This window comes from Nocardia wallacei, assembly GCF_029869545.1.
In the GTDB taxonomy this organism is placed as follows: domain Bacteria; phylum Actinomycetota; class Actinomycetes; order Mycobacteriales; family Mycobacteriaceae; genus Nocardia; species Nocardia wallacei_A.
Genome location: NZ_JARWQD010000374.1, coordinates 44390 through 63734, shown reverse-complemented (window position 1 = coordinate 63734; position 19345 = coordinate 44390). Strand labels below are relative to the sequence as shown.

General features: G+C 69.8%; 22 protein-coding genes and 1 riboswitch. Of the genes, 12 read left to right on the top strand and 10 right to left on the bottom strand.

Annotated features, from left to right (window positions below):
* Positions 1 to 56: 56 nt before the first annotated feature.
* Complete coding sequence (locus QH290_RS34970; RefSeq protein ID WP_425303687.1) at positions 57 to 827, bottom strand: copper chaperone PCu(A)C domain-containing protein; 771 nt, start codon at positions 825 to 827, stop codon at positions 57 to 59.
* Between the two features lie 359 nt (positions 828 to 1186).
* On the opposite strand from QH290_RS34970, the gene carD reads away from it, so the two are divergent.
* The 6 genes from carD to QH290_RS34940 all read left to right on the top strand — a co-directional run bounded on the left by carD (position 1187) and on the right by QH290_RS34940 (position 5793).
* Positions 1187 to 1675: an RNA polymerase-binding transcription factor CarD gene (gene carD / locus QH290_RS34965; RefSeq protein WP_019931623.1), complete on the top strand. Its 489-nt coding sequence runs from the start codon at positions 1187 to 1189 to the stop codon at positions 1673 to 1675.
* Between the two features lie 80 nt (positions 1676 to 1755).
* Positions 1756 to 2415, top strand: a complete 660-nt coding sequence (gene ispD / locus QH290_RS34960) for a 2-C-methyl-D-erythritol 4-phosphate cytidylyltransferase (protein ID WP_425301878.1) — start codon at positions 1756 to 1758, stop codon at positions 2413 to 2415.
* A 14-nt stretch (positions 2416 to 2429) separates the two neighbouring features.
* On the top strand, positions 2430 to 2918 hold the full coding sequence (gene ispF, locus QH290_RS34955; protein ID WP_280269464.1) for a 2-C-methyl-D-erythritol 2,4-cyclodiphosphate synthase: 489 nt from the start codon (positions 2430 to 2432) through the stop codon (positions 2916 to 2918).
* Between the two features lie 101 nt (positions 2919 to 3019).
* The gene (gene cysS / locus QH290_RS34950) at positions 3020 to 4411 is read left to right on the top strand and encodes a cysteine--tRNA ligase (protein ID WP_280269418.1); all 1392 of its coding nucleotides are present in this window, start codon (positions 3020 to 3022) and stop codon (positions 4409 to 4411) included.
* A gap of 54 nt (positions 4412 to 4465) precedes the next feature.
* The gene (rlmB, locus tag QH290_RS34945) at positions 4466 to 5434 is read left to right on the top strand and encodes a 23S rRNA (guanosine(2251)-2'-O)-methyltransferase RlmB (protein ID WP_280269419.1); all 969 of its coding nucleotides are present in this window, start codon (positions 4466 to 4468) and stop codon (positions 5432 to 5434) included.
* A 62-nt stretch (positions 5435 to 5496) separates the two neighbouring features.
* Positions 5497 to 5793 (top strand): DUF4190 domain-containing protein, encoded by a 297-nt coding sequence (locus QH290_RS34940; RefSeq protein ID WP_280269465.1) that lies wholly within the window; start codon positions 5497 to 5499, stop codon positions 5791 to 5793.
* Between the two features lie 12 nt (positions 5794 to 5805).
* On the opposite strand, the gene QH290_RS34935 is transcribed toward QH290_RS34940, so the two are convergent.
* The 3 genes from QH290_RS34935 to QH290_RS34925 all read right to left on the bottom strand — a co-directional run bounded on the left by QH290_RS34935 (position 5806) and on the right by QH290_RS34925 (position 8751).
* Positions 5806 to 6615 carry an enoyl-CoA hydratase/isomerase family protein gene (locus tag QH290_RS34935; protein WP_280269420.1) on the bottom strand — a complete coding sequence of 270 codons (810 nt, stop codon included), beginning with the start codon at positions 6613 to 6615 and terminating at the stop codon, positions 5806 to 5808.
* A gap of 43 nt (positions 6616 to 6658) precedes the next feature.
* On the bottom strand, positions 6659 to 7828 hold the full coding sequence (locus QH290_RS34930; RefSeq protein ID WP_280387613.1) for an acyl-CoA dehydrogenase family protein: 1170 nt from the start codon (positions 7826 to 7828) through the stop codon (positions 6659 to 6661).
* Between the two features lie 179 nt (positions 7829 to 8007).
* The gene (locus QH290_RS34925; RefSeq protein WP_280387610.1) at positions 8008 to 8751 is read right to left on the bottom strand and encodes an alpha/beta fold hydrolase; all 744 of its coding nucleotides are present in this window, start codon (positions 8749 to 8751) and stop codon (positions 8008 to 8010) included.
* A 119-nt stretch (positions 8752 to 8870) separates the two neighbouring features.
* Between QH290_RS34925 and mhuD the strand changes: the two genes are divergently transcribed.
* Positions 8871 to 9188, top strand: a complete 318-nt coding sequence (gene mhuD / locus QH290_RS34920; protein ID WP_280269423.1) for a mycobilin-forming heme oxygenase MhuD — start codon at positions 8871 to 8873, stop codon at positions 9186 to 9188.
* Between the two features lie 14 nt (positions 9189 to 9202).
* Here mhuD and QH290_RS34915 read toward each other — a convergent pair whose 3' ends face one another.
* Positions 9203 to 11920, bottom strand: coding sequence for a discoidin domain-containing protein (locus QH290_RS34915; RefSeq protein WP_280387608.1), 2718 nt, complete (start codon positions 11918 to 11920; stop codon positions 9203 to 9205).
* Between the two features lie 5 nt (positions 11921 to 11925).
* Positions 11926 to 12059: riboswitch (cobalamin riboswitch) on the top strand.
* Between the two features lie 38 nt (positions 12060 to 12097).
* On the opposite strand from QH290_RS34915, the gene QH290_RS34910 reads away from it, so the two are divergent.
* Together QH290_RS34910 and QH290_RS34905 are read left to right on the top strand one after the other, a co-directional pair.
* Positions 12098 to 12292: a CbtB domain-containing protein gene (locus tag QH290_RS34910; RefSeq protein ID WP_280269425.1), complete on the top strand. Its 195-nt coding sequence runs from the start codon at positions 12098 to 12100 to the stop codon at positions 12290 to 12292.
* Entirely contained in the window at positions 12283 to 13026 is a 744-nt protein-coding gene (locus QH290_RS34905; protein WP_280387606.1) for a CbtA family protein, read from the top strand. The genes QH290_RS34910 and QH290_RS34905 overlap by 10 nt, the downstream gene beginning before the upstream one ends.
* Positions 13027 to 13080: 54 nt before the next feature.
* Here QH290_RS34905 and QH290_RS34900 read toward each other — a convergent pair whose 3' ends face one another.
* Positions 13081 to 13524 (bottom strand): OsmC family peroxiredoxin, encoded by a 444-nt coding sequence (locus tag QH290_RS34900; RefSeq protein WP_280269427.1) that lies wholly within the window; start codon positions 13522 to 13524, stop codon positions 13081 to 13083.
* A gap of 71 nt (positions 13525 to 13595) precedes the next feature.
* The gene (locus tag QH290_RS34895; RefSeq protein WP_280269428.1) at positions 13596 to 13916 is read right to left on the bottom strand and encodes a DMT family transporter; all 321 of its coding nucleotides are present in this window, start codon (positions 13914 to 13916) and stop codon (positions 13596 to 13598) included.
* A 122-nt stretch (positions 13917 to 14038) separates the two neighbouring features.
* On the opposite strand from QH290_RS34895, the gene QH290_RS34890 reads away from it, so the two are divergent.
* A complete protein-coding gene (locus tag QH290_RS34890; RefSeq protein WP_280269429.1) occupies positions 14039 to 14632 on the top strand; it encodes a TetR/AcrR family transcriptional regulator in 594 nt (197 codons plus the stop codon).
* A 52-nt stretch (positions 14633 to 14684) separates the two neighbouring features.
* On the opposite strand, the gene QH290_RS34885 is transcribed toward QH290_RS34890, so the two are convergent.
* Together QH290_RS34885 and QH290_RS34880 are read right to left on the bottom strand one after the other, a co-directional pair.
* Positions 14685 to 15548, bottom strand: coding sequence for an ABC-2 transporter permease (locus QH290_RS34885; protein WP_280269430.1), 864 nt, complete (start codon positions 15546 to 15548; stop codon positions 14685 to 14687).
* Positions 15545 to 16444 carry an ABC transporter ATP-binding protein gene (locus QH290_RS34880; protein WP_280387604.1) on the bottom strand — a complete coding sequence of 300 codons (900 nt, stop codon included), beginning with the start codon at positions 16442 to 16444 and terminating at the stop codon, positions 15545 to 15547. Before QH290_RS34880 ends, QH290_RS34885 begins: the two co-directional genes overlap by 4 nt.
* Positions 16445 to 16571: 127 nt before the next feature.
* Between QH290_RS34880 and QH290_RS34875 the strand changes: the two genes are divergently transcribed.
* Together QH290_RS34875 and QH290_RS34870 are read left to right on the top strand one after the other, a co-directional pair.
* Entirely contained in the window at positions 16572 to 17813 is a 1242-nt protein-coding gene (locus tag QH290_RS34875) for a sensor histidine kinase (protein ID WP_280387602.1), read from the top strand.
* Complete coding sequence (locus QH290_RS34870; protein ID WP_280269433.1) at positions 17810 to 18472, top strand: response regulator; 663 nt, start codon at positions 17810 to 17812, stop codon at positions 18470 to 18472. The genes QH290_RS34875 and QH290_RS34870 overlap by 4 nt, the downstream gene beginning before the upstream one ends.
* Before the next feature lie 27 nt (positions 18473 to 18499).
* On the opposite strand, the gene QH290_RS34865 is transcribed toward QH290_RS34870, so the two are convergent.
* Positions 18500 to 19138, bottom strand: a complete 639-nt coding sequence (locus QH290_RS34865) for a vWA domain-containing protein (RefSeq protein ID WP_280269434.1) — start codon at positions 19136 to 19138, stop codon at positions 18500 to 18502.
* Positions 19139 to 19345: the final 207 nt, after the last annotated feature.

Here is a 19345-nt window from a genome sequence, read left to right as displayed (position 1 = left end):
CCCGCCGCGCCGACGATCGGCGCACATGTCTCGGCGACGGCCGCGCCGCCGAAATGTCAGTGCCCGCTCTTGCCTTCGCCCGCGCCCTCGGCGGCCTTGCTCTCCTTGCGCGCGGCATCCGGCCCGGCGTCGACGGGGACGTCGACCTGCACGGTGCCGTTCTCCTTGAAGTTGAACGTCACCTTGTAGGTCAGGCCGGGGGTGACGTCCTGGGTCAGGCCCGTGATCTCGACCAGGATCGGCTTGCCGGGCTCGGCCGGGTGTTCCGCGGCACCGGGCCCCTCCGGCTGGTGCGCGGCGGTCGAGGCGGTGGCGCTGCTCGGCGCGGCGGTGGTCGGAGCCGCCGAGCCGGTCGGCGCGGCGGTGGTCGGCGCGGCATGCTGATCACCGTGTTCGGCCTGCTCGGCCGCGTGCTCGGCGGTCAGTCCGGCGACCACGGTCTGCTGGAACTTCAGCTGCGGGCTGGCCGGGGTGATCTTCACCGGGCCCAGATCCGAGGTGATGCTGGTGAGTTCGTCGGACTTCGACTCGCCCGCGTTGACGGCGCTGAAGGCGAGCACGGCCTTGCCGCCCTTGGCATTGGTGTACTGCTCCGACTGCGGCAGCAGGATGCGCACATCGCGCAGCGCCACGTTGCCGACGTCGGCGCTGTTGCCGTTGACGGCGGCGACCTGCGAGGCGGTCTGCGAAATCTGACCCGCGCCACAGCCGGACAGCGCGAGGGCCGCGCCCGCGGCGAGGGCTGCGACGGCAACGGCACTGCGCGGCGCCTTACGCACGGCACGCCGTGCCGCCTTCGGCGCTGTGGTGGCATTCAGGGCAGTCACGGGTTGTCCTCCATGTCGACCGGCTCACTCCACGATGCAGAGTAGTAGTAGGGAGAGTAGTAGTTGACGCCGAACCCCCCGTGTCGGGTGTTGTGTCTATGGTCATTGCCACCGCGGCGGGCGATCCGGATGCCGGATTCGCGGCGGTCTATGCTTCGACACTCGGGTGCTCGCGACGAGAAGTCGGCGGTAGGCGCGGTAGGCCGCCACTCGGAAGCCGTTCTGGCACAAGGGGATGCACACCGATGCGGTTCTGTCAACCCCCACCGCTCCCCTGTTGTGGCCCTGACCTGCGTCGTTGATCGCGCCGTTACCGAGTCGCATGTTAAACTGTGAACATCGAAAGGGGCACGGGACACATGATTTTTAAGGTCGGAGACACCGTCGTTTACCCCCACCACGGAGCGGCGCTGATCGAAGCTATCGAGACTCGCACCATCAAGGGTGTGCAGAAAGAGTATCTGGTCCTGAAGGTCGCACAGGGCGACCTCACCGTTCGGGTTCCCGCAGAGAACGCGGAGTACGTTGGCGTGCGCGACGTCGTCGGTCAGGAGGGTCTCGATCGGGTCTTCCAGGTATTGCGCGCGCCGCATACCGAGGAGCCGACGAACTGGTCCCGCCGCTACAAGGCCAACCTGGAGAAGCTCGCCTCCGGCGATGTGAACAAGGTGGCCGAGGTCGTGCGTGACCTGTGGCGTCGGGAACAGGATCGCGGCCTGTCCGCCGGCGAGAAGCGCATGCTGGCCAAGGCCCGCCAGATCCTCGTCGGTGAACTCGCCCTCGCCGAGGGCACCGACGATGTCAAGGCCGAGACCCTGCTCGACGAGGTTCTCGCCGCGGCTTCCTGACCGTGAGATCTACGCACGACGAGAGTCGTGTTGTGGCGCTGGTGCCTGCCGCCGGCTTGGGTGTTCGCCTGGGTGAATCAATGCCCAAGGCCTTCGTCCCGGTCGGCGGCAGGCCCATGCTCACACTCGCTGTGGACGGCCTGATCGCGTCCGAGGTCGTGGACCGTATCGTGATCATGGTGCCCGCCGAGCTCATCGGCGAGGCGGAGGTCCTGCTCGCCACTCGTGCCCGGGCGGCAGGCCGCGCCGCGGATGATCCGGTGCCGGTGAGCGTGGTGGCGGGCGGCACCGAGCGCACCGACTCCGTGCGCGCCGGTATCGCGGCCGCGCCGGACGCCGACCATTTCCTGGTGCACGACGCCGCCCGCGCCCTGACCCCGCCCGCACTGATCGCCCGAGTGGTCGCCGAGCTGCGCGCCGGACAGCGCGCCGTCGTCCCGGGTGTCGCGGTGACCGACACGATCAAGTCGGTCGACGAGCGCGGCGATGTCACCGGCACCCCCGATCGCGCGCACCTGCGCGCCATTCAGACCCCGCAGGGATTCGACGCCGCGCTGCTGCGTGCGGCCTACGCCCACGCGGCCCCCGTGACCGACGACGCGGGCCTGGTCGAACTCCTCGGCGCGAGCGTGCGGGTCATCCCCGGCCACCCCCGGGCCTTCAAGATCACGACCCCGCTCGATCTGCACCTGGCCCGAACGTTGCTCACCGACAGCGATATTCGCGAGGTGCCGGTGTGAGCGAACTCGCGGGCATTCGCGTCGGCATCGGTTCCGACGTCCATCCGATCGAACCCGGCCGCCCCTGCTGGATGGCCGGACTGCTGTTCGAGGGGGACAGCGGCTGCGCGGGCCACTCCGACGGCGATGTGGCCGCGCACGCGCTCTGCGATGCGCTGCTGTCGGCCGCCGGTCTCGGCGACGTGGGCGCGGTGTTCGGCACCGGCCGTCCCGAATGGGAGGGCGTCTCCGGCGCCGCCATGCTGAAGGAGGTGCGGCGGCTGCTCGGCGAATCCGGCTACGCGATCGTCAACGCCGCCGTGCAGGTCATCGGCAACCGGCCCAAGATCGGGCCGCGGCGCGACGAGGCCCAGCAGGTGCTGGGCGAGCTGCTGGGCGCCCCGGTCTCGGTATCGGGCACCACCACCGACGGCCTCGGGCTCACCGGCCGCGGCGAGGGCGTGGCGGCGGTGGCGACCGCGCTGCTGCAGCGCTGTACCGAGGACTGTCCGGGTTCGCGCTGAACCCAGGTCCCACCCGCGGATGCGCGCGCGATCCCCGCGCCCGTACCCTGCAATAAACCGCCCGTACTCTCGCTCTTTGCCCATAGCTAGGATGGCTGGTCGTGACTCTGCGCCTGTTCGACACCGAAACGCGGACCCTGCGTGATTTCACGCCGCTGGTCCCCGGCCGTGTTTCGTTGTATCTGTGTGGCGCCACCGTGCAGAGCGATCCCCACATCGGTCACGTGCGCAGCGGTGTCGCCTTCGACGTGCTGCGCCGCTGGCTCGTCGCCAACGGCAACGATGTGGCGTTCGTCCGCAACGTCACCGATATCGAGGACAAGATCCTGAACAAGGCCGCCGCCGCGGGCCGACCGTGGTGGGAATGGGCCGCCACGCACGAGCGCGCCTTCCAGCGCGCCTACGAGGCGCTCGGGGTGCTGCCGCCGTCGGTGGAGCCGCGCGCCACCGGGCACATCACCCAGATGGTCGAGCTGATGCAGCGGCTGATCGAGCGCGGCCACGCCTATCCGTCGCAGGGCAACGTCTATTTCGACGTGCGCAGCTACCCCGAGTACGGCAAGTTGTCCGGCCATCGGCTCGACGATGTCCACCAGGGCGAGAGTGCCGGTGCGGGCAAACGCGACCCGCTCGACTTCACGCTGTGGAAGGCCGCCAAGCCCGGCGAGCCGACCTGGCCGTCGCCGTGGGGTCCGGGGCGGCCCGGCTGGCACCTGGAATGCTCGGCCATGGCCGAGTTCTATCTCGGACCCGAATTCGATATCCATTGCGGCGGTATGGATCTGGTGTTCCCGCACCACGAGAACGAGATCGCCCAGTCGCGCGCCGCCGGGGACGGCTTCGCCCGGTACTGGCTGCACAACGGCTGGGTGACCCTGGGCGGGGAGAAGATGGCGAAGTCGCTGGGCAATACGCTGTCGGTGCCCAATGTGCTGAAAAACGTTCGGGCCGTGGAGCTTCGGTTCTATCTGGGCAGCGCGCACTACAGCTCGATGCTGGAGTACTCCGATCAGGCGCTGCGCGACGCCGCCCAGACCTATCAGCGGCTCGAGGCGTTCGTGCAGCGCACGGCCGAGCGCGCCGGGGAGATTCCGGTCGGCAAATGGACCGACGCCTTCGCGGAGGCGCTCGACGACAATCTCGCGATTCCCCGGGCACTGGCCGAGATTCATCGCGTCGTGCACGAGGGAAACAAGGCCCTGGAGTCCGGCGCGACCGAGATCGCGCGGGAATCGGCGGCGCAGGCGCGTGCCATGCTCGGCATTCTCGGCGTGGACCCGCTCGACCCGCACTGGCTGAATCCGGCCGACTCCTCCTCCGCCCTGGACGCCCTCGACGTCCTGGTGCGCGCGGAACTGGACCGGCGCCAGCAGGCCCGCGCCGAGAAGGACTGGGCCACGGCCGACGCGGTGCGCGATCGGTTGAAGGAGGCCGGTGTCGAGGTCACCGACACCCCGGAGGGGCCGGAATGGTCCCTGACCAAGGAGGCGTGATGTGTGCACGTGTCCTCGCGCACGGGTGTCCCCTATGACTCGGAAGGCGTACTGATGGCAGGCAATTCGCAGCGGCGGGGCGCGATCCGCAAGGGCGGCACCAAGAAGGGCCAGACGGTCGGCTCCGGCGGTCAGCGCCGCCGCGGCCTGGAGGGCCGGGGCGCCACCCCGCCCGCGCATATGCGCAAGTACCACCCGGCGGCCAAGCGGGCGGCGGCCGCGGCCAAGGCCGCCCCGGCGAAGGGCCGCCCCGCGAACCGGCCCAGCACGCGCAAGGGCGACGGCGGTCCGGAACTGGTGCTGGGCCGCAACCCCGTGGTGGAGTGCCTGCGCGCCGGGGTGCCCGCGACCGCGCTGTACGTCGCGGTCGGCACCGAGAACGACGAGCGGCTCACCGAATCCGTGAAATACGCGGCGGATGCCGGGATCTCGATCCTCGAGGTCCCGCGCACCGACCTGGACAAGATGAGCAGCAACGGGCTGCACCAGGGCATGGCGCTGCAGGTCCCGCCGTACCGCTACGCCCATCCCGACGATCTGCTCGAGGCCGCCCGCGGTTCGGCGGCACCGGCGCTGCTGGTGGCCCTGGACAACATCTCCGACCCGCGCAACCTCGGCGCGGTGATCCGCTCGGTGGCGGCCTTCGGCGGGCACGGCGTGGTGATCCCGCAACGCCGCAGCGCCAGCGTCACGGCGGTCGCGTGGCGCACCAGTGCGGGGGCCGCCGCCCGGCTGCCCGTGGCCCGCGCCACCAATCTGACTCGCACACTGAAGGATTACGCCAACGCCGGACTGCAGGTCGTCGGCCTCGACGCCGGGGGCGACACCACGCTGGACGAATTCGACGGCACCGCACCGACTGTCGTGGTGGTCGGTTCCGAGGGCAAGGGCCTGTCCCGCCTGGTGCGCGACACCTGCGACAGCATCCTCAGCATCCCGATGGCGGGCCCGGTGGAATCGCTCAACGCGTCCGTGGCGGCGGGCGTGGTGCTGGCCGATATCGCCCGGCAGCGCCGAGTTTGACCGGAACCTTGCGCGTCAGCGCGCTTTCGCGCGGCCTGTCCCCATAGACTTGATCGGTGGCCATGAACCAGCCCCCGTACTACTGGCTCGAGCAGCAGCAGATCGGGAACCCGGTCGAGCACCCACATGCGACAACGATCCTGCTGCTCGGGGCGCTGAGCATATTCTGTTGCGGCGCATTGGGTCCGGTGGCGTGGACGATGGGCAAGCGGGCGCTGGACCAGATCGAGGTCTCCGGGGGTGCGATCGGCGGCCGCATGCAGGTGCTGGTCGGCTACATCCTCGGCATCGTCGGCACCGTCTTGATGGTGCTGGTCGGCATCCTGTTCCTGCTCATGCTGATCGGGGGGAACGCCTGACCGCGGGGCGGATCAGTCCAGGCCGGGCCGTTCCGGCTCGATCGGCACGCCCCAGGCGGGCCATTCGGCGCTGACGCTGCCGGTCCACTTCGGCTGGCGCCGGTCGCGCAGGGCCGCCATGCCCTCGCCGCCGTCGACGCTCTGCGCGGCGTAGGTGTTCAGATCGGCCTCCAGCTTGCCGACCGCCTCCGCGCTCATCCCCAGGCCCTCCCACAGCAGACGCTTGGACAGCGCGACCGGCAGCGGGGCCGACCCACCGGCGATGTCGTGCGCGACCGCGAGCGCGGTCGGCAGCACCTCGCCGGCGGTCAGGCAGCTGTTGGCCAGGCCCATCGCCTTGGCCTCGTCACCGTCGAAGGTGCGGCCGGTGAGCATGATGTCGGCGGCGTTGGCCATGCCGACCAGCCGCGGCAGCGTCCAGTGCGCGTAGCCGTCGGCGACGACCGCGCGCCGCACCTGATTGAGCCCGTACACGGCGTCGCGGGCCATGTAGCGCAGATCGCACTGCAGCGCGAGCGCCAGCCCGATCCCGACCGCATGCCCGTTGACCGCGGCGATCACCGGTTTGCGGATCCGCCACGGCGGCGGGTCGATGGTGCCCGTGACGTCGCCGACCCGAATGGACAGATCCGCACCGGCGCAGAAGGCGGGCGGCGTTCCGGTGACGACCACCGCGCGAATAGCGTCCTCGGTGTCGCAGCGCCGCAGCGCCGTGCCGAGTTCGGTGGCCATCGTCGGTGTGAAGGCGTTCTGCTGGGCGGGACGGTTGAGCGTGAGCACGGCGACTCCGGCGGAGACATCGACGTGCAGTTCCGAACTCATACGAGAAGATCCTAGTTCCGTTGCCGCTACCCGCACGCCGAATCTATCGCAGCACGCGGCGGCCGATCGCCCACTTGTGGACCTCGGTGGGCCCGTCGTAGAGGCGGAAGGCGCGCATATCGCGGAAGATCATCTCGACCACCGTCTCGTCGCTGATCCCGATGCCGCCGAGGACCTGGACGCAGCGGTCGGTCACCTTGAACAGCTCCTCGGACACGTACGACTTGGCCATCGAGCTCTCGTGGCGGGCCTTGTGGCCCTGGTCCATCAGCCAGCAGGCGTGCCAGATGGTCAGGCGGCACTGGTGCAGCGCGACCTCGTTGTCGGCCAGCATGAACGACACGCCCTCGTGCTCGCCGATCGGCTTACCGAAGGCGGTGCGGGTCTTGGCGTAGTCGACGGCGATGCTCTGCGCCCGTTCCGCGGCGCCGAGCCAGCGCATGCAGTGGGTGAGCCGGGCGGGGGCCAGGCGCAGCTGCGCGTACCGCATCGCCTGGCCGGTCTCACCGAGCACCGAATCCTTGGGCAGCACCAGATTCTCGAAGCGCACCACGCCGTGGCCACCGACGTAGTTGCGGTCCATGGTGTTCATGGTCCGTTCGATGACGATGCCGGGGGTGCCGCCCTCGGCGAGGAACAGGGTCGGGCCCTCCGGCAGGTGCGGATTGGCCTCCAGCCGCGCCATGATGATCCACGTCTTGGCCCCGTCGGCGCCGGTGATGAGCCACTTGCGGCCGTTGATCGTGAAGTTGTCGCCGTCGAAGGCGGCGGTGGTGGCGAGCTGGCCCGGGTCGGAACCGGCGCCGCCGGGCTCGGTCATCGCGAACACCGAGCGCTGGTGGCCGTTGATCACCGGCATCAGGAAGCGGTCGGTCTGCTCGGAGTTCGCGACCTTGGAGAGCAGGAACATATTGCCCTCGTCGGGGGCGGCGCAGTTCATCGCGACCGGGCCGAGGGTGGACCACCCGGCCGCCTCGTACAGCACGGCCTGCTCGATATGTGACAGCCCGCGCCCGCCGAGCTCCACCGGAGCCTGGACGGTCAGCAGTTTCTCCGCGCGGGCCAGCTCGACGAGTTCCTGCCGCAGTTCGTCGTTCGGGCCGTGCGCGGTCAGCCGGGGGTCGCGCTCGTAGGGAACGATCTTGTCGATGACGAACTGGCGAACCCGGTCGCGTTCGGCGGCGAGGTCGGCGGGAATCGAGAAGTCGATCATCGTGTGGTCACCTTCGTTCGGGGGCGTGCGACGAGCATACGACGGGCCGGTCCCAAGACTGAAGGCGACCGCCGTCAATCCAACGCCCGGCTCACTTACTCATCTATCACCGCAGGTAATCAAGGCCCTTGCCGCCCAGTACTCGAGGAATAACAGTTCACCGACAAGCGCGCCCCACCTCAGGGGAGCACTTCGTGGAGGAAGCGCTCGACCTCGGTGCGGTAGGTGGTGGGCTGATCGTCGTGCACCAGATGGCCCGCCTGCTCGACCAGCACATGGCGGGCGTTCGGATGCACCCGCGCCATCTCGCGCATCTGGCCCGGAGGGGTGATGGTGTGCTCGCCCTCGAACAGCAGCGCGGGTGCCCGCACCGCGCGCCACTGCTTCCAGAAGTCGCGGGTGCCCCACTCCTCGGAGATATCGCGGAAGGTCGTCACATCGCCGTGCAGGCGGTAGCCGTCCGGACCGTGGTCGAACGACTCCAGGAAGTACCGCCCGGCGACGGGGCCGAAGAAATCCAGCATCGCGTCGGCGTCCGGGAACGGTTGCGGCCAGGCCTCGATCATGGCCGCCCAGTCGCGGGCGGTGCGGCCGCGGAAGTCCGGCGCGATGTCCTCGACCACCAGCGCCCGCACCCGGTCGGGGTACTCGGCCGCGAACACCCAGCCGTGCAGGCCGCCCATCGAATGACCGATCACCACCATCGGCTCGGCGATGGCCGCCGTCGCCGCCGCGAGATCTGCGACGAATGCCTCGGTGGTCAGTTCCTCCGGCGCCGGACGCCCGTGCCCCGCGGCATCGAAGGTGTACACGTGCCCGAGTTCGCGCAGCCAGTCCAGGTGCGCGCGCCAGGTCCGCGCACTGCCCATCAGCCCGTGCAGCAACAGCATCGGCACACCGGTGCCGCCCTCGTCGTACAGCATCGCTCCCGACGATATCGGCACGCCGGTGGCCCCCTCGTCATACAGGTATCGCTCCCGACGATACGGCCGCGCCGGTCGTGCCCTCGGGCCGACTCGGGACCGGGGCTAACCTGGTGCGCATGGCTGTTGTGAAGATCAATGCGATCGAGATTCCCGAGGGCGCGGGCCCCGAACTGGAGAAGCGGTTCGCCGCTCGGGCCCACGCGGTGGAGAACTCCCCCGGCTTCCTCGGTTTCCAGCTGCTGCGGCCGGTCGCGGGCGAGGATCGGTACTTCGTTGTCACGCACTGGGATTCGGAGGAGTCGTTCGCCGCGTGGCGGGACGGCCCGGCCAAGGAGGCGCACGCCGGTCAGGCGCGTAAGCCGGTGGCGACCGGGGCATCCCTGCTGGAATTCGAGGTCGTCCTGGACGTGCCCGCGAAGGCGTCCGCCGACTAACGCAGGATCGACCGCTACCCCGGCGCGGTGGTGACGTCGAATTCGCGGATGCCCGCCTCGGCGGCGATATCGGTACCGGTGAGGCGTATCCGAACGTAGCGGGCGTAGGACGGCGTCGTCAGCTCGCCGTTGTCGTTGCGCGGCACCGTGGTCCAGGTCCGGTTGTCGCGGGAGATCGCGATCTCGGACGACGCCGGGGCGGGACCGTTCCACTGCGGCACCGCTCGGGTGACGGCACCGACCGCGCCCAGGTCGACGGTCAGCTCGGCCGGGTCGGCGGCGGGCAGCCAGCTGGTGGCGGTATCGCCGTCGACCGCCGCCTCGGCGTAGTCGCCGGGCTGTTCGCTCGAGGCCGTGGCGGTCTTGCATTGTGCGGCATCGGCCGTGGGGTCCAGGTCGGGTCGGCGCGTCGGTAGCTCGAGCGAGCCGCCCGATTCGATCCGGCGGATGCCCGCGGCGGTCTCCACGGGCAGCGGGTCTCCGGACCGGAGCGTTACCGTGGTGTGCCGCGGCCCCACCGCGACATCGAAAACCCTTCCCTGCCAATCCAACCCGCGCACGGTGACACCCTCGTCGAGCTGCGGCGGCAGCAACGGATCCAGCCGTACCCGGTCCTCGCGGAACCGCAGTCCCACCAGACCGTTGGTGAACTCCTGCACGAAACCGCCTGCGAGCGTTGTGAAATAGAACGCTGGGGCACCGGCGTGCGGATCGGTGGCGCCCGCCTTCTCGCCGCGCGCCTCGGCGAACTGCCCGAACGGCTCGCGGGCGAAGGGCCGGGCCGAGCGATCGAGATAGGTGCCCACCGCACAACCCGGCTCACCGTTCGCGGCGGCATCGATCTGATGGACCGAGTCGGTCATCGCGGGCCCATCCGGATCGGTGCGCTCCGCGTAGTAGTCCAGCGTCTTCGCGGCCACCTGCGGGGGCATCGGCCATTCCAGCGGGTACTGCAGCAGCACCGTATCGGCCTGCTTGATCTCCGACCCGCGGTAGCCCTCGTACTGCAGGAAGATGCCCTCGCGCGCGTCGAACGGCATGCGCAGCCGATCGGCGACCGTCGCCCACTCCGGTGGCGCGGGGGCGCCGATGATCCGCGCGGCCGTGACCGCGTTCCGAAGTGCCAGGGCGGCAACGCCATTGGTGTAGACGCCGTCGTCGACGCCGTTGCTGTACTCGTCCGGCCCGGCGACATTGCGGATCGAGTAGCTGCCGTCCGGATTCGGCGTCGCCCGCGCCGCCCAGAACTCGGCGAGGTTCGACATGAGCGGCCAGATGCGTTCGCGCAGATAGCCGACGTCCCGGGTGGCCAGGTAGTACTGCCACGCGGCCAGCGACACATCGCCCTGGAGGTGGATCTGGGTCACGCAGTGCGGCGGCGACCAGCTGTGGCATTCGCTCCACAGGTCGCCGGTGCTCGCGCTGGTCCACGGATAGAACGCGCCGGGATAGCCCAGGCGCCGGGCATTCTCGCGGGCGCCCGGCAGGGTCTTGTAGCGATATTCGATCACCGAGCGCGCCAGCTCCGGCTGTAACTGCAGCAGCCCCGGGTACATCCAGATGTCGGCATCCCAGAAGACCAGACCGGCGTAGTTGTCGCTGCTGAGCCCGGTGGGCGACAGGCTGTTGTCCTGCCGCGGGTTCGTCGCCGAATACAGCGAATACAGCGCGCCGCGAATCCAGCGCTGCACCTGCGGGCGGCCGGGGACCTCGATATCGGAGTCCCACAGCCCGCGCCACGCCTGCGCCTGTGCGGCAAGCAGATTCGACCAGCCCCGGTCCGCGGCCCGGCGCGCGGCGTCGGTCGCTGATCGGCCGGGATCGGAGGCCGTGACGCCGGTGTCGACACCGACGAATTTGGTGACCTCGTAGGCCCTGCCGGAGGTGACGGCCGAGGTCGCCTGCTGGCCGGCGTCCTGCGCCCGCACCGGGGCGTCGCCCGCCCGCAGCACCGAGGCCACATTCCCGGCCACATTCGTTGTCCGGGTGCGGAATTCGGCATTCACGGTCCCGGGCTGCGGCGACGAGAATCCGGTTCGATCGATGCGACGGGCACCGGCGAAATCGATGAGATCGGTGACGGTCACCTGCCCGTCCCAGTGCGGCGTGACGGTGAGATGCACGGCGGCGGAATGCTGATCGGTGCGATCGGTGAACACCTCGTACGCCAGATCGGTGGCGCGGCCGTCGCGGGTGGTCCAGGTCAGTTCGGTCCGCACCATCCCGCAGCGCAGGAACTGGGTCTGCCGGAAGTTCGAGACCTGCGCGGAAGGCGTTGCCGGAGAGAAGGTCTCATCACCGACACCGACCTGCAGCGTGGACCAGTTCGGCAGTGCCGCCGCCACCGTCAGCCCGTCGGCGAGCGCCGGTTCGCGCCCGTACAGCCCGGCCACGAACGCCCCGTCGTAGCGCGGGGTGTACAGCGGCCAGCCGGTGCGCTCGCCGGTCTCGACGTAACCCGTTCCGGCGGGCGGTATTCGCAGGCCCAGGTAACCGTTGCCGACGAACGGATGGGCCTCGAAGCCCGCGGTGAACGAATTCGAGGACGGCGCCCACGCCGGTTCCACCGAGGCGGGATCCGCGGGGCAGGGGTAGGACGTCGACGAGGCATCGGGCCCCGGGCGCACCGCGACCGCGATCGCGACGACCACCAGCACGGCCACGATCGCCGCGCCGACACCGATCAGCAGCCGGGGACGGCCGCCGAATGACGATCGCGCAGTTGACGCCACATAACTCAGGGTGTCACAGTTCATGTGACCTTAGCGACGGTGACGCGGTAACCCGGTGAGATTCCGGGGCGGTCGCGCCACTGTAATCCGGCCCCACCCGGCCGGCGAGCCAGACATCGGCACCGTCGTTGCCAGACCCGCTCGCGGGGACGCGACCATCCCCGAAGGAGGACCACCATGGCCATTGCGCACACCCCCGGTCGCGCAACCGATTCGCTCGCCACCGTACTCGTCACGGTAGGCGTCGTGCTGTTGGCACTGCTCACCCTGTACCTGGTCGGTTTCGATCAGGGCGCGGTCTCCCGCAGCGGGATGTACCTGCACGAGCTGATGCACGACGGGCGACACCTGCTGGGCGTGCCGTGCCACTGATCGGTTCGCTGAAGACCCTGCTGCTGCGCGGCCTGCTCGCCGGGCTCATCGCCGGACTGCTGGCGGGCACCGTGGGGTTCGTCCTCGGCGAGCCGAAGGTCGAGTCGGCCATCGCCATCGAGGAGGCCGGGAGCGCCGCGGAGGGCGGCCACTCCCACGACGAGTCCGAGGAACCGCTGGTCAGCCGCGGCGGGCAGAAGTTCGGCGAATTCCTCGCGCTCGGACTGGCAGGGCTGGCGCTGGGCGCGATCTTCGCCGCCGTGGCCCACTACGCGCGTCGCTTCACCACCCTGCCGGGGCCGAAATTGGCTGTGGCGCTGGGGTTGTGCGGCTGGCTCGCGATCACCGCCGTGCCGTTCTTCAAGTACCCGGCCAATCCGCCCGCGGTGGGCGAGCCGGACACGATCAACGAGCGCACCCTGCTGTGGGTGGCGGCGGTCCTGCTCGGGCTGGCGGCGGTCGGCGCCGCGGTATTCGTGTACCGCCTGCTGTCCGCGCAGCTGGGCACGGTTCGGTTCGCCGGTGCGATGGCCGCCTTCGTGGCCGTGACGGCGATCGGCTATATCGCACTGCCCGGGGTGAACGAGGTGACCGACGACTTCCCGGCGACTCTGCTGTGGCAGTTCCGGGTGTCGTCGCTGGCGGTCTCGGCCACGCTGTGGGCGGCACTGGGGTTGGCATTCGCGACGCTCACGGAGTTCGCCGACCGCAGGCAGGCCGCGGTCGCCGCCTGATGTGACGGCCGGAGGGGCGGTGCACAGACACCGCCCCTCTCGCGTCGTTACCGCTCAGGACTCCAGCGCGGCATCCAGCTCGATGGTGCCGACGCCCGCCAGCGCCTTGCTGATCGGGCAGCCGGTCTTGGCGCCCTCGGCGGCGGCCTGGAAACCGGCGGCGTCCAGCCCGTCGACCTTGCCGCGGACGGTCAGCTTGATGGTGCTGATGTGGAAGCCGCCCGCCGGATCCGGGCCCAGCGTGACATCGGCGCTGACATCCAGGCTCCGCACCGTGCCGCCGGCATTGCCGATCTGGCCCGACAGCGCCATGGCGTAGCACGACGAATGCGCGGCGGCGATCAGTTCCTCCGGGCTGGTGGTGCCATCGGCGGTGTCGGCGGTCCGCTTCGGGAACGACACATCGAACTTGCCGACGCCGGAGCTCGCCAGCTCGACCTGGCCCGAACCGTCCTGCAGGCCCCCGCTCCAAGCGGTGCGCGCGGTACGTGTTGGCATCACTGTCCTTTCATTCATCGGAATGGATTGCCGTCCCGACCGAACCTACCCGCTCGGCCGCCCGCCCGTATTCACTCCGGGTTCGTCACGCGGGCCAGCACGATGCCGCCGACGATCATCGCCAGGGCCAGCGCCCGTCCGGCGCTGAACGGATCCTTGTGCACAACGATCCCCAGCCCGATCGCGCCGACCGCGCCGATGCCGGTGAAGACGGCGTAGGCGGTGCCGACCGGAAGCGTCTGCATCGCCCGCGACAGCAGATACACCGCCGCGGCGGCCAGCACGAAGCAGACCAGGGTCGGCAGCGGTTTGGTGAATCCCTGAGTCGGCTTGATGCTCTGCGACCAGGCGATCTCGATCAGGCTCGCCAAAACCAGGATCAGCCAGTTCATTTCGGTACTCCTCACCGCGGCGGCACGCTCCGACAGAAGTGGACGCGCTGTCCATTTAATCTTTACGGCCGACTCAACCGGACGTGTTGTCCACTTATTCCCGGTGACTTACAGTGGCGCACATGACCTCCGGATCCGACCTGTTCGCGCGGGCTCCCAGCGATCCCGCCGAGCGCGCCGACGCCGCGCGCAACCGGGCCAAGATCCGCGCCGCCGCGGCTGATCTGTTCGCGACCCGCGACCCGCGCACGGTGACGATGGACGACGTCGCCAAGGCCGCCGGGGTGGGGCGCGGGACCCTGTACCGCCGCTACCCCGATGTCGCCTCGATCGCGCTCGCACTGCTCGACGAGCACGAACGCGCGCTGCAGGAGCAATTACTCGGCGGCCCACCACCGCTCGGCCCCGGCGCCCCACCGGGGGCGCGCCTGGCCGCCTTCTACGCCGCGATGGTCGAACTCCTGGAAACGCATTCGTCGCTGGTGCTGGGCGCCGAGAGCGGTGGCGCCCGCTTCGCGACGGGCGCCTACGGATTCTGGCACGCCCACATCCGCGCCCTCCTGACGGAAGCCGAAGTGCCCGAACCGGATTCGCTGATCGACATCCTGCTGGCCCCGCTCGCCGCCGAGGTCTACCGCCGCCAACGCTCCCGCAAACTCACCCCGGCCCAGATCACAGCAGCACTGGAACGGCTGGCCCACGGCATTCTCAGCTGAATGCACGTAGCCGCCGATGGGAGACATCGGCGGCTGCGTATTGTGTTGTGGCTCAGACCATATCGCGGCGGCGCACCAACCACACTGTGGCGGTGGTGAATACCGCGATGTAGACGCCGAGTACCGCGAACGACACCGGGCGGGACAGGACGTCGAGGACACCGGGCGTCGCCGCGCCCCCTACCGTGCGCATCGCACCGGCCAGCGAACCGGCGGCCGTACCCGGCAGGTAGTCCGTGACGGCCTGGATCGGCGAGAAGATCGCGCCGACGCCGCGCAGCAGATTCTCCACCACCAGCACCCAGACCAGGCCGAGGCCGACGGCCAGCGCGGGCCCCCGCGCGATCGTGCCGACCAGTGCACCGGCCAGCGTCCACATCCCGAGAATGACTGTGCCCGTGATGATTCCGAGCAGCGCCCGGTCGGCCGACGGCAGCGCCAGCGACCCGTGCTGCACGGAGCCGATCACCGCGGCCACCCCGGTGTCGATCACGAACGCCGCGCAGACCAGCCCGACCACCACGGCGCCCAGCGCCAGCACGGTGCCCGCCAGCACGCTCACTCGCCCGGGCCCCTGGGTGAGGACGGTTTTCCAACTGCCCCAGCCGTATCCGCTGCCGGTCACCATCGCGCCGAGCACGAGCATCAGCGCACCGCCGAACATCGCCATGCCCTGGGTGAACACCTCCGGCACCGCGGCGGGCAGCATCAGCTGCAGCAATACCTCGCGCGGCTGGCCGTTGGACATGCGCGAGGTGTCGCCCGTGGTGTAGGCCAGGTAGTTGAACAGATACGCGAAGGTGAGATTCAGCAGGATCCAGGTGCCGAGCACGACCCAGAAGGCGGGCCATTTCCGAAATCGGTCGAATTCCGCTGCCGTGCAGGCCGATACGTCCCGCATGCCGCTGACAATCATGCCGCTTCCTCCAGTTTCGTCATCTCGAAAAACACTTCCTCCAGCGACTTCTCGTCGATGCGCAGCTCCAGCAGATCCGCACCGGCCTCGATCACCGCGCGCGCCACCGTCGGCGCCATTGCCGTACCGGCATCGACTCTGATACCGGCGGCGGTCAGCAACGCGGATCGTTCGCCCACCACCCGGCGGACGGCGGGGAAGGCCAGCTCCACCGGCTCGGCTCGCAGGAAAAGCGTTGCCGCACCGCGCAATTCGCTCACCGTCGATTCGGTGAGCAGGCGGCCCCCCGAGATGACGCCGACGCGATCGCAGATCTCCTGCACCTCGCTGAGCAGGTGAGACGACAGCACCACGGTGTGCCCGTCGGCGGCGAGTCCGGTGATGAGTTCGCGCATCTCGGCCATCCCGGCCGGGTCGAGCCCGTTGGTGGGTTCGTCGAGGATGAGCAGGTCCGGGCCACCCAGCAGCGCCGCGGCAACGCCGAGCCGCTGCTTCATCCCCAGCGAATAGGTGCGGAACCTGTCGTGCGCCCGATCGGCCAGGCCCACCCGCTCCAGAACCTGCTCCACGCCGTCGCGCCCGACGCCGCGGTAGCGGGCCAGCAGTCGCAGGTTGTCGCGGCCCGACAGGTAGGGGTAGAAGCCCGGGCCCTCGATGAGAACGCCGATGCGCCGAAGCGTTTCCGGGGCGCCGGGGACGCTGCCCAGCACCGTGGCCGTGCCCGAGGTGGGGCGGATCAGGCCGACCAGCATGCGCAGCGTCGTGGTCTTTCCAGCGCCGTTCGGGCCGAGGAATCCGTAGATCTCCCCCGCGTGAACCGTCATACCGACGGCATCGACGGCGGTGTGGGTGCCGTAGGTCTTGGTCAGGGCGTCGGTCACTACCGAATCGTTCATGCCATTGAGAATCCGCCTGCGACCAGGGCGGACACATCCGCCGCCCGGCGTGACCCGGCGTACGTATCTGGACGTAATTCGCGGCGCGTAGCTCCCGTGCGCGGTGCGGCGGCGCTACGGTTCGAGTGTGGAGTCGAGGGTGTGGCCCGGTGTCCGGGATGTGCTACCGGCGGTGATCGTCGCCGTGGTGCAGCTGGCGGGCGGCAGCGCGGCGAATCTGCATCAGAGCGGAACCCGCGGTCTCGACGTGCTCGGTTACCTGCTGCTGGTGGCCGGGCCGGTACTGCTGGTGCTCCGCCGCCGCTGTCCGCGGGCGGTGTTCTTCGGGATACTGGCGGTCACGGCCGCCTACCTGCTGATCGGCTACGGCTACGGGCCGATCTTCCTGTCCCTCGTGATCGCGTTCCTCACGGCGGCCAGCCAGGGGTCGCGCTGGTACACCTACCCGCTGCTACCGCTCGGGTACCTGCTGATGGTGTGGCCGATACCCGCGCTGCGCGGGTATTCGACCAACGGCTGGCAGGTGGCCGGCCTGCTGGCGTGGTTGAGCGTGCTGGTCGCGGTCGCCGAGGGCATCAGGCAGCGCCGGGCGGTGCTGGTGGCCCGTCGGCAGCGGGCCGAGGTCGCCCGCCGCAACGAGCAGGCCGAGCGCGACCGCGAGCTGGCGCAGCGCGAGCAGCGCGCCACCGAGGAGCGCCTGGCCATCGCCCGCGAACTGCACGACGTGCTGGCGCACAGCCTGTCGGTGATCAACGTGCAGTCGTCGGTGGCGCTGGAGCTGCTGGACCGCAAGCCCGAACAGGCCGCCACCTCGCTCGCGGCGATCAAACAGACCAGCCGCGACGCCCTCGGCGAGGTACACACGCTGCTGCGCTCGATCCGCGCGGGCGCGGAAACCGCTGCGGTACCGACGACTCCGGCCGTCGGCGTCACCGATCTCGATGCGCTGCTCGGCCCGGCACGCGCCGCCGGGTTGACGGTGCGGACCGAGACTCGCGGCACTCCACAACGCCTGCCCGCGGTCCTCGACGGCGCCGCCGCCCGCATCGTGCAGGAGTCGCTGACCAACGTCCTGCGCCACGCCCCCGGCGCCGAAGCCGTTGTCACCGTCGACTTCTCCTCCGACACCCTGCGCCTGACCATCGACGACATAGGAGCCGGGCAGAATTGCCCACCCGCCATGAGAAACGGCAACGCCGACCCCGCGAAATCTCCACAGCCATCCACAACCGGCGGCAACGGGATTCCCGGCATGATCGAACGCGCCCACGCCCTCGGCGGCGAGCTGACGGCGGGTCCCCGCCCCGACGGCGGCTTCCGCGTCCACGCCGCCCTCCCGATCCCCCGCCTCGATCGGGAGGTCCGATGAGTATTCGGGTGGTGGTGGCCGACGATCAGGCGCTGGTGCGCGGAGGGTTCGTGGCGCTGTTGGATGCGCAGGACGGGATCGCGGTGGTCGGTGAGGCCGACAACGGCGAGCAGGCGGTGCGGATGACGCGGGAACTGCGGCCGGATGTGGTGCTCATGGATATCCGGATGCCGGTCCTCGACGGGCTGGCCGCCACGCGGGAGATCGCCGCCGATGCCGACCTGGCCGCGGTGAAGGTGGTGGTGCTGACCACCTTCGAGCTCGACGAGTACGTCTTCGAGGCAATGCGTTCGGGCGCAACGGGTTTCCTCGTCAAGCACACCGAACCGGCCGATCTGGTGAAGGCGGTGCGGGTGGTGGCCGCGGGCGATGCGCTGCTGTCCCCCAGCGTGACCCGGCGCCTGGTCTCCGAATTCGCCTCGCGCGCCAAGCCCGCGCCCACGGCCGAACTGTCCGAGCTCACCGACCGCGAACGCGAGGTGATGGCGCTGGTGGCCGAGGGCCTCACGAATGCCGAGATCGCCGAGCGGCTGTTTTTGAGCCCCGCTACCGCCCGCACCCACGTGAGCCGAATCCTGTTGAAGCTCAACGCCCGCGACCGCACCCAGCTGGTGGTGATGGCCTACGAATCCGGGCTCGTGCGTCCGGGCTGGCAGTAGCCGGACGGTCCGGAGCCGGTCCGCGGATCATCCGCCCGGATTCGACTGCTGCCGTTCGTCTTCGGTGAATCCGACCGGTGCACCGGCGCCGGACTGCAGCCTCGCGGAATTGCCCGCCGCGGCGCGGAACACCCCGGCCACCCCACCGGGCGCGGCGGCGTAGGTGATGGCCTGCCGTGGATCGAACCCCATATCGGTGCCGATCGCGACGGCGTCCATATTCGCGCCCAGGAACAGGAAGTTCCAGCTGTACACCTCCTGCTGCTGGGTGATCAGCGACTTCACCGCGGCATGCGACCACTCCCGGCTGGAATTCTCGTGGCCGTCGGTGAGTACGACGACGATCACGGTGCCCGGCCGCCGGTCCTCGGGACGCTGCGCCAGGTCCGCGCCGACCTCGGTGACCAGCCGTCCGACGGCGTCGTAGAGCGCGGTCATGCCGCGCGGCTGCAGGTGCAGCGGCGGCACCTCGGCGAGGGGACGATTCGCGTACAGCTGTTCGTATTCGGTGTCGAACTGGGCCAGCGTCACCTCGATCCGCTTCGGCACCGCGCGCTGCTCCTCGAGGAACGCCGCGAAACCGCCCTCGGTATCGGACTTGATCGACTGCATGGAGCCCGAGCGGTCGAGCAGGACCGCGATCAGGGTCAGGTCGGGATCGGTCATCGGTACACCCCCGGATTCGATTCGCACGAGCGCCATCCACCGTACGCGCGTCGGCACGGGCCCGTCCCGGCTCGGCGAATCCGTCGGTGCCCCGATGACGGCGCAGGGCGTCTATCCGAACATCCGGCACGACGGTGACGACGCCCTGGACTACCGCCGCCGCGGGATCCGCGCCGTGATGTCGTTCGGTTGAGCAGTCCCTCCGGA

What these genes read in the sequence shown, in the direction of transcription:
- QH290_RS34885 (WP_280269430.1), bottom strand. Translation starts at nt 15,548, where the DNA reads ATGATTGTCAGCGGCATGCGGGACGTATCGGCCTGCACGGCAGCGGAA.
- ispD (WP_425301878.1), top strand. Translation starts at nt 1,756, where the DNA reads ATGCCCAAGGCCTTCGTCCCGGTCGGCGGCAGGCCCATGCTCACACTC.
- carD (WP_019931623.1), top strand. Translation starts at nt 1,187, where the DNA reads ATGATTTTTAAGGTCGGAGACACCGTCGTTTACCCCCACCACGGAGCG.
- QH290_RS34865 (WP_280269434.1), bottom strand. Translation starts at nt 19,138, where the DNA reads ATGACCGATCCCGACCTGACCCTGATCGCGGTCCTGCTCGACCGCTCG.
- QH290_RS34940 (WP_280269465.1), top strand. Translation starts at nt 5,497, where the DNA reads ATGAACCAGCCCCCGTACTACTGGCTCGAGCAGCAGCAGATCGGGAAC.
- QH290_RS34890 (WP_280269429.1), top strand. Translation starts at nt 14,039, where the DNA reads ATGACCTCCGGATCCGACCTGTTCGCGCGGGCTCCCAGCGATCCCGCC.
- QH290_RS34910 (WP_280269425.1), top strand. Translation starts at nt 12,098, where the DNA reads ATGGCCATTGCGCACACCCCCGGTCGCGCAACCGATTCGCTCGCCACC.
- QH290_RS34895 (WP_280269428.1), bottom strand. Translation starts at nt 13,916, where the DNA reads ATGAACTGGCTGATCCTGGTTTTGGCGAGCCTGATCGAGATCGCCTGG.
- QH290_RS34870 (WP_280269433.1), top strand. Translation starts at nt 17,810, where the DNA reads ATGAGTATTCGGGTGGTGGTGGCCGACGATCAGGCGCTGGTGCGCGGA.
- mhuD (WP_280269423.1), top strand. Translation starts at nt 8,871, where the DNA reads ATGGCTGTTGTGAAGATCAATGCGATCGAGATTCCCGAGGGCGCGGGC.
- QH290_RS34880 (WP_280387604.1), bottom strand. Translation starts at nt 16,444, where the DNA reads ATGAACGATTCGGTAGTGACCGACGCCCTGACCAAGACCTACGGCACC.
- QH290_RS34930 (WP_280387613.1), bottom strand. Translation starts at nt 7,828, where the DNA reads ATGATCGACTTCTCGATTCCCGCCGACCTCGCCGCCGAACGCGACCGG.
- QH290_RS34900 (WP_280269427.1), bottom strand. Translation starts at nt 13,524, where the DNA reads ATGCCAACACGTACCGCGCGCACCGCTTGGAGCGGGGGCCTGCAGGAC.
- QH290_RS34935 (WP_280269420.1), bottom strand. Translation starts at nt 6,615, where the DNA reads ATGAGTTCGGAACTGCACGTCGATGTCTCCGCCGGAGTCGCCGTGCTC.
- QH290_RS34925 (WP_280387610.1), bottom strand. Translation starts at nt 8,751, where the DNA reads ATGCTGTACGACGAGGGCGGCACCGGTGTGCCGATGCTGTTGCTGCAC.
- rlmB (WP_280269419.1), top strand. Translation starts at nt 4,466, where the DNA reads ATGGCAGGCAATTCGCAGCGGCGGGGCGCGATCCGCAAGGGCGGCACC.